At 53.2% G+C, this 8,177-nt stretch carries 8 protein-coding genes; 4 read left to right on the top strand and 4 right to left on the bottom strand.

All coding sequences use genetic code 11. The features are described from left to right. Nucleotides 1–767: site-specific integrase (locus JNN07_28840; GenBank protein ID MBL9171771.1), on the bottom strand; the 767-nt coding region annotated here is incomplete at its 3' end. 357 nt (nt 768–1,124) lie between these two features. Between JNN07_28840 and JNN07_28835 the strand changes: the two genes are divergently transcribed. The 3 genes from JNN07_28835 (at nt 1,125) to JNN07_28825 (ending at nt 5,282) form a co-directional block, all read left to right on the top strand. Then, nucleotides 1,125–2,231 (top strand): hypothetical protein, encoded by a 1,107-nt coding sequence (locus JNN07_28835; protein MBL9171770.1) that lies wholly within the window; start codon nt 1,125–1,127, stop codon nt 2,229–2,231. 1,153 nt (nt 2,232–3,384) lie between these two features. Next, nucleotides 3,385–4,044 (top strand): hypothetical protein, encoded by a 660-nt coding sequence (locus tag JNN07_28830; GenBank protein ID MBL9171769.1) that lies wholly within the window; start codon nt 3,385–3,387, stop codon nt 4,042–4,044. A gap of 761 nt (nt 4,045–4,805) precedes the next feature. Then, nucleotides 4,806–5,282, top strand: coding sequence for a hypothetical protein (locus JNN07_28825; protein MBL9171768.1), 477 nt, complete (start codon nt 4,806–4,808; stop codon nt 5,280–5,282). Here JNN07_28825 and JNN07_28820 read toward each other — a convergent pair. The 3 genes from JNN07_28820 to JNN07_28810 form a co-directional block, all read right to left on the bottom strand. Next, a complete protein-coding gene (locus JNN07_28820; protein ID MBL9171767.1) occupies nt 5,279–5,749 on the bottom strand; it encodes a type II toxin-antitoxin system VapC family toxin in 471 nt (156 codons plus the stop codon). The two genes, JNN07_28825 and JNN07_28820, sit on opposite strands and share 4 nt — an antisense overlap. Further along, complete coding sequence (locus JNN07_28815; GenBank protein MBL9171766.1) at nt 5,749–6,000, bottom strand: CopG family transcriptional regulator; 252 nt, start codon at nt 5,998–6,000, stop codon at nt 5,749–5,751. The genes JNN07_28820 and JNN07_28815 overlap by 1 nt, the downstream gene beginning before the upstream one ends. Nucleotides 6,001–6,366: 366 nt before the next feature. Further along, the gene (locus tag JNN07_28810) at nt 6,367–6,744 is read right to left on the bottom strand and encodes a hypothetical protein (GenBank protein ID MBL9171765.1); all 378 of its coding nucleotides are present in this window, start codon (nt 6,742–6,744) and stop codon (nt 6,367–6,369) included. Between the two features lie 134 nt (nt 6,745–6,878). Here JNN07_28810 and JNN07_28805 point away from each other — a divergent pair. Continuing rightward, nucleotides 6,879–8,177, top strand: a 1,299-nt coding sequence (locus JNN07_28805; GenBank protein ID MBL9171764.1) for a type IV secretion system DNA-binding domain-containing protein, incomplete at its 3' end; no start/stop codon positions are given.

Raw genomic sequence — 8,177 nt, 5'->3', positions numbered from 1 at the left:
GAATGCGGCCCCACTCCCTCAGCCAGAATCCCCAACTCTTTCGCATACCGCGCCACAACATCCCGATAAATGGACCCCGGCGAAATCCCGAGCGCCTTCTGGTTCAGACGATTCGAGATGACACGAAAAAGGGGACTATCCATCTCCTCCGCGTGCCCCGCCGCCAGCAAATATTCATCGATCAGCCTGACTGCTTTTAGGTGCACCGGCACATACCGAATCTTCCCGCCTTTGCCATGAACAGTGAAATTCTTAACCCCGCGCCGAAGCGAGAAATCTTTTACGCGAAGGGAACACAGCTCAGCACGCCGAAGCGCATGGTAAAGAAGGACTGAAAGAATCGCCCTGTCTCGTTTCCCCTTAAGTGTATCCTCGGGAGGAGCATTACCGAGCAGCTTTGCCTGGGCGTCCGATAGCGCCGGGGTCTTCCCTTCATTCGCTCCGTCCTTCGGGCGAGCGACACCTTTTACCGGATTGTGCGTCACGGCATTTGATTCGCAGAGATACTCGAAGAGATCAGAGACGGCAGAAAGCTTTCGCCTGATGGAAGCGGCAGACAAGTTTTGGCGCTCCAGGTTTTTTCGCCACGCGATCACATGCGATCTGGTGATGACACGAAATTCTTCCGGTGCTTCGATTCCGGTAAATTTCATGAAGGCGGATAAATCTGCCCGGTAAGCTTTCCGGGTGTTTTCGTTTTTGATGTTGGCAAACCACTCGACCTCGGGCGGCACCTGGGCCAAGCGCTGGAATTCGGGCCGCGTCAAAATCCTGTTTGGATCTTGAGGAGTAGGGGAGACGGGCGCGAGATTCTGTTTTGGAACGGGAAGTGCCATGAAAGTGTGCTCCGGGTGGGGTAGGCTTTGGAGCACTATAAAATAGGTTATAGAACTCCGGAAGAGGGAGACTGAGGGTAGGAACAAAAAAGTTTGGTTCGACTCGGGGTCGGGTAGCTTGGGGCGGGTCAACTATCAGGCACGATCGCTTTTTGTGTTATTGCCGAAGATCCCTTGCGCTTGTTGAAGTTTTGATCCATCCAGACCGCTCTTCTGCGATCGTCGCTGTTGGAAGGCCAGAGTGGCTGGACAATGAACGGGTAGCTCTCTAGGCTCTGCGTCTTTGAGGTGAAGAAGACACAGGTATTCATTTTAGGGGCGGGATGCTCATACGATGGCGACAAAGGGTATCCGCTGGCGAAACAATTCGTTCCTGCTCTTGAGGCTTACGCAAGGCGCTTGGACACGGAGCAAGACTGCAAGCTAATCCGAGATGACGTCCAAATGACAGCTCGGCTGTTGCGTGAATGTCAGGGCGGCACTCTCCACGCCAACACTCTGGATCAATTGGTCGATCTGATTCTGCGTGGGCAGTGTGACCACTTTCTAGCTAAGCTGAGCAAGTCCGATGTTCACGCACGGCGTTATAGAGCGGTGACAGGCGCTAAAATCGCCACGGCAGCATTGTTTCGAGATTTAGAAAACGTGGTGCTCCCCCGGCAAGTAGAAAAATATCGCACGTTCATCCAACGCAAAGTTTTCCACGGTTCTGGCATCAGTGATCGTTCCCGTAGCAGGCTTCGGGCCTCGACCGCGCGAGTCCTAAGTTTTAATTACGATCGGCTTTTCGAACTTACCTTCCGCGCTTCCTTTATGGACTCGGAGCTCCGTGGTTTTGCTCCTTACTCGCAGGAGGCGCTTAATTCAGGCGTGGACATGTTTGGCCAGGTTTGCGGTATAGCCCCCGATCGTTTTTGCTTTCTCAAAATGCACGGGTCGGTGGGGATGCGGTGCGGTACTGATTTTTCTGGCCAGAGCGAGATTCTCCAAGGTTTGGATTTTATGGATCCGGCCTATAGAAAAGTAAGCGATGCAGAATTCTTTCCATCGGGACCTCAGGTCGCCCGGTTGCCCGAGCCACTCATCGCTTTCCCTTACGAGAAAGACTATATTCTCAGGGGAAAGGAAAATGCGTTGGCGTTCCGGAGCTATATCGAGACTGTCTGGGTGCATGCCAAGACCGTGTTGGCGGAGGCCTCAGAGATTTGGATTATAGGATATTCGTTCGATCCTACAGATTGTGGCTACTTGATCGCACTTCTCAAGGGAATCGGAAAGAATTGCGAGCGCATCGTAATACAAAATCTGACTGCTGAGTGTGACCGTTTGGAGAATCTTTTGAAAATGGACTACGGCATCGCGATGCGAACCGAGAAGTGTCCATTTGGATTCTAGTGCCGACGCTTGAACAGCCTGAGGTCGGAGGTTGGCGCACGGCAGAGCACGGCATCTCCATACACTGCTCACCACACTCCGAGCAGTAGCCGAACTCTCAATCCAGAAGCGCCCCATCCATCTGGAAGCGATTGCTAATCTGTAGCCATATCGAGTTCGGTCCATCGTCGACAAAGTTGGTCGAATCTACGCACGCTTCTTCGGGTTTATCTGTCGCGATATAGATCTCCCCGCCAGCGAGCGTTATGATCTTTGAGTGCACGCCGGAGCCGAGCATGCCTGAATACTCGACTCCATCGTTCCGAATTGTGACTTGGTGCGTTTCTGGATTAAATATCATCCGTATTTGGTTCGAAACCACTCTTGTAGGATCGTCAATCCCTCGTTCCGGAACTGTTATTCTATATCTCAGAACACATCCGTCTTCATCCGCACAGCGGCTCTTGACATCCATACCCAGACATAGCGGAGGACTGCTCGTTTGGGGAGCCAGGGAAAAACGTAGTGGTTCTGCAGGCACAGATCGCAGTGCCCCCGCTACCAGTTTTTCCGTTTCCTCGGCGCTTAAGAACGATCCTACCCGCCTGGTTCCGCGCGGACAGCTCTCTCCTGGATCAACGGCCGTGATTGAGCGAAATGACAATCTCGAAAACGGAACGCACAAGCTATCGGCTCTGACAATTGCGGGCGACATGCTTAACGCCGTAACGATCAGCTGTAGGGCGGTCGTTTTGAGCGTACGGGCCGAGGAGGTTGGCGGTCTTCGATTTTCATGATCGAACGTTTTCGGGCTGCCAATTTGAAAGGGTTTGATCATTTTAGACTCCTACACGCTAGATGTTAATGGCTTACGCAAAGCATATATTGGTTTCGCGTGGATCAGCAACCGTGTCTTTAACCCATAAGTTTGGTTTCGACTTGCTGATATCCTAGAGCAGCCTACGTTGACCAGCATATGGGTAAGGCTCTTCACCGATCACTCCTGGGGTTTAGTTGCGTTTTGGTTTTGTTGTCCTCGCTTCAGGCCACGCCAACCATCTTCACCGGGGACGACCCGGGCTCGGGCGAGTCTGGTGAAGGAAAGCGGAGATCACTTTCAGACCTTCCTAACTCTTCGAAGGAGTTCGCAAGGTTTCGGCTGAGCCTACTCGATGTGGTTGAGGAGACGTTCGAGGCCTTCCCTGTTTCGGACGCCGTCCAGGATCTCAAATCGGGAACCATCGGAGCAACGATCTCCGGTGGGGCAATCCAAGAGCCGCCCAAATCGCTTGGACACATCGACGGCAAGTTTGCACTGTCTGGCGACAAATTGTTGAGTGCCAAAGGCCCTATTACTGTACGATTTACTTCTCCTCAATCGGCATTCGGTCTTTTCATTACTGATGCCGAGAATGATTCGAGAGATGTAGTGCTCATCGATTCAAAGGGCGAACGTAGTACCTACAGGGTGCCTGCGAAAATCCCGCAAGGAAGCAGCGGTTGCATCTTTTTTGGGATTATTGATCACGACAGACCATTTGTGGCGGTGGAAATCTCGGGCAGTGGAACAGAAGGTTTTGGCTTTGACGACATGATGATCGGACGTATCCCAGAAGTTGGCGCGCCTGCGTCGACGAGGATCGACACATATGCTGGACTGACAATCGAGGGCACACCTCAGACGCTCTATAGGATAGAAGTCAGTGCCACGCCGGATTTCGTAGAGTGGTTCACGCAGACGACGATTCGACTGCCAACCTCCCCGTTTCTTTATATAGACCCGCAACCAATTTCGACCCGTACGCGGCTCTATTACCGAGCAATCCCCGAGTGATAGTCGTTTGGTCAATTGAGAAGCATACATTGCCCCGGATCACTGGTGTTTCGGAACTTGAGTCGCCCACGGCTCCTCTTAGGACTTCTGAATAGAAAACTCAGACAGGCCCGTATGGAGCACAGACAGACGCTGCGCATTTGCTAGCAGCCCCGCAACCCACACTGTCCCAGCGGCTCCTCCGTGCGCGAATTTCTTCAGCAGATTCTAATTCTCTCGCATCTCGCCTTTCTGCATCGCGCGATTTGTGTCCCTCTCCACATCCGTGCAACAATGCGAGTTGGAGATCCCGATACCAGGAGGAACACGCAATGCCCGGCGCTGGACAGCACCAAGAGATCTCTCAGCAACTTCCCTCCGTGGAAGTGGGCGACCGATTCACGGTCGATCAGATTCCGCACTTGCCGCCGGTTGAGCTTGTTCGAAAATTGCCAACCACATGGGTTGTCGCCGAAATCAAAACCGACGGAAGCCGCGATCGGTGGACCTATCGGTTGAGCAAGGCTGCGCTTATTGGGAAGACACTGAGGATTTTGCCTCAGGATTTTCGACCTACCGCCTCGCCAGCAACACTTCCGCCCATCCCAAAAGTGGAAGAGATAACACGATGATTCACATCCAAACTGTGGCTAGTGGGGAAAGTGCCATAAGATGAGACAAAGAGATTGGAGATGATAGAAGTAAGACCAGGAACTGAAGAAAAACTTCGGACTCTCGCAGCGAATAATGGGCTTGGACTAAATGAGTTCCTCGAGCTGCTGATGAGTAGTAAATCTTCGGCGATCAGCGCTTCCCCGGAGCACAGCGGTCAGTTGGACCCAGCGGGTAGACTTTCATCGTTCCGCGCCTGGATTGCTCAAAACCACACCTTCCTCACAGCGGCGGCGAGTCTGGTAACCAGCCGGGAGTCGATCTACGAAGACTCCGCTCATGAAAATTATCATCCCCGCCTTAGGGCACCAGTGGACGATTTTACGCTGCGTGATGAAGCCAACGCACTCACCGCATTTGCATTTCGGAACGGTTACATTGAAGAGCTTCATGCGGGAAAGGCGTTGCCGCTCGACTATCTAACAGGATTTAGCCGGATCTCCGATATGGAGATGAAGCGCCTCATGATTGAGGCATCCAAGCGGATTGCCGAGTTTCTAGGGATGCGAATGAGCGAGCCGGAGAAATATAATGCCTTCGTGCGTCGTTACAACCAAGACTACTGCCGGGGATGGAAACGGTATTAGAATCCGGACTTAACTTCTTGGCTAGCCACGACACTTGTCGGCGTGAGGACAGTGATTGCGCCCTTGTAGCGAGCGAAATCGGCTTCATCAAAGGTCAATATCCTCTCGATACCGTGCACCTTCATCGCTGCTAGAATCCTGGCATCATGAGTGTCCTTGCCGCTCACGGCATATGCGGTTACCAATTTCATCCACTCATCAAAGATGGTGGGAGTCTCGGGAAAGAATTGAAAGGTGCTGAGGATCTTTTGGATCTCAACGGATGCTTCGCTCGGAGCGAGACCAAGTCCGTTGTTGGCCCGAGGCCTTGTGGCAACGGCCCAAAACTCGACCATATTTTGGGGAACCACTGCGAGGCGATCCGTGAGACATCCGAGAATCTGAAGAGCTGAAAGCGTTATGCCGAAGAGCGGATCGGTTGGTTGGATGCTGCGGAGCAGGATGTTCGTGTCTACCAGGGTCGCCATCAATCTTCGTAGTAGGACTTCCTACTCACCGCCTCGCTCGGAAGTGGCGGCAAACTGCGTGAGTGACTTTTAGCCCAAGCGATGAACGATTCAATCTTGGCAGCTTGATCCTCCTGCTGGGAATGGTTAGCGCTGGTGGAGATGCCGGGAATATAAACACGAATCAGTTCATCCACCGACACGCCTTTACCCGCTGCCAGAGATTGCAGTTGTTTGGCCGTCTCCGCCTTTACTTCGATTGATATTCTCATAGAGCGCTCCAATAACCGTAGTGGCCCTAGTCAGCCTTCAGCCAGCATCATACCACAATCCAAAGAATTCCGGTAGTGGAACGTTTTAACCCATACCCTGGCTCACGTAGGAGTCTCCACCAATTTAGCCTCTCCGCTCCTAAGCATTTCCCGCATCGTCTTCATCGAGGCGATAAGCACCGGGATGCCCCTCTGATCCGCTCGGGTGCTTTGGCGGTAATGGGCAAGAGTTTTGCCGAGTTGAATAATTTGGATGTATCCCCTGTTTGTGCGCCACAGCTGTCCAGACTCCAACACGATCTCCGTTCGGTTCGCTTTGCGTGCCATGCAAGACCAGCCTGACAGCGGGCCTCCGAAAGGCAACTCTCAAGCGACTGGTTGTGTCAGTCCGTAGCGCTCTTTCACTGCCCGAAAGTCGTCAAGCTCCGCTTGGTTGGTTCCTGGGATCATTCGCATAGCACCGAGCACGTTCTCCTCAAAGCCGTTCCTCTCGGCGTCTTTGACCAGCCGCTCCACGTCCTCGCGAGTGATCGGAATTTGAAACCGGCTTAGCGTCTCCTCGATCTGAGTAATAGTCATCACCACGCCGGGATGGTCGGTGATGTTGTTAAAATAGTAAGTCTCAGGACCGCGGGGGTTCGTTTTGTCCTCGATCATCACAAAAAATCCGGGGTAGTTCCGTTCAAACCCGATGATCACATCGACCCCTTCCGGCACGCCATCAAAAATGGGGTATCTAGCCATACAAATCCTATCTAGCCCCGCTCCCTCCGGCTGGCAAGCGCGAACCGCACTTGTCCTTTGCCACCGCACTTGGTGAGATGGAATCAGTCACGTTCTTTGAAATGGAGGGTCCTATGTTGCTGCTCGCATACCTTATGCCGATCGCTGTGCTACTCATCGTTTTAGGAAGGTTACTCCTTCCTAGAAGATCCATCCGACTCTCCCATCTGCGGGGCGCATCCCTTCGAAACGAGAACCAAGTCGCCGCGATTGTCCAAAGCGCTCAGGAAAAGACCGACCCAGGCATCGCCATCGGAAAGCATCGCTTCCCCTCCGAAATTGCCAATGAGCACATAGCCTTTGTCGGAGCAACGGGTTCGGGGAAAACCGTTATGCAGCGGCTCCTCATGCAGAGCGCCCTGCCGCTCATCGGCACGGGTCAAAAGCACCGCGCTGTGATTTATGACGCTAAGCGCGACCTCTTAAGTCTCCTGGGCGGCATGAATCTAGAATGCCAGGTTCACCTGCTAAACCCGATGGATTCTCGCGGAGAGGCGTGGGATACGGCAGCAGATATTACCACCGCCCCGGCAGCCCACCAGCTTGCCCGAATCCTCATCCCTGCAAACGAGAATGACCACAACCGGTTTTTCCCTGATGCTGCGAGAAGCCTCCTGGAAGCGACGTTCCTGTTTCTCATTCGTCAGCACCCCGGCAAATGGACCCTTCGCCAGGCGCTGCTCTTGGTAAGGAACCCTAAGCTTTTGGAGCAGGTCTTGGGTTCAAGCTCAGACACCCACGACCTTTTGAACCTCTTTGAATACAAACCGACTCTCCAAAATATCATGGCAGCGGTGGTGACCTACCTTCGACCCTATCAGTTGATCGCCGCAGCCTGGGAACATGCACCCCGAAAACTAAGCCTCACCCAATGGATGAAATCCGAATCAATCCTCATCATGGGTAACGACGAGGGAAACCGCGCTGCTGTCGATACGCTTCACCGAGTGCTTTTTTACCGCATCGCGGAATTAATCTTGAGCCGCCCCGAAGGTGATGGCGGTCAGACCTGGTTTTTCTTGGATGAAATCCGCGAAGCTCAAAAATTAGACAAACTCCCTCAGCTTTTGACCCAGGGCCGCTCCAAAGGTGCCAGAGTGGTCCTTGGCTTTCAGGATATCGAAGGCCTCCGCCACGTCTACCAAGACAAGGTAGCCAATGAACTGGTCGGTCAATGTGCAACCAAGGTGATTCTAAGACTTAATAGCCCAGAGACCGCCTCCTGGGCTTCCAGGGTCTTGGGCAAAGAGGAGGTGATGGAGAGCCGCCGAGGAACCTCAAGGCAGCTTGCTCCGTCTCTCTCGCAAACCGTCGGTCAGTCCACCTCCCACGGAATCTCCCAGCGCCCCCTGGTCCTTGAGAGCGAATTAACCGAGCTTCCCAAAACATCATTT

It is taken from the genome of Verrucomicrobiales bacterium (genome assembly GCA_016793885.1).
Lineage (GTDB): Bacteria > Verrucomicrobiota > Verrucomicrobiia > Limisphaerales > UBA11320 > UBA11320.
Note: the sequence above shows the minus strand (reverse complement) of the source record. Positions and strands in the feature narration are given on the sequence as shown.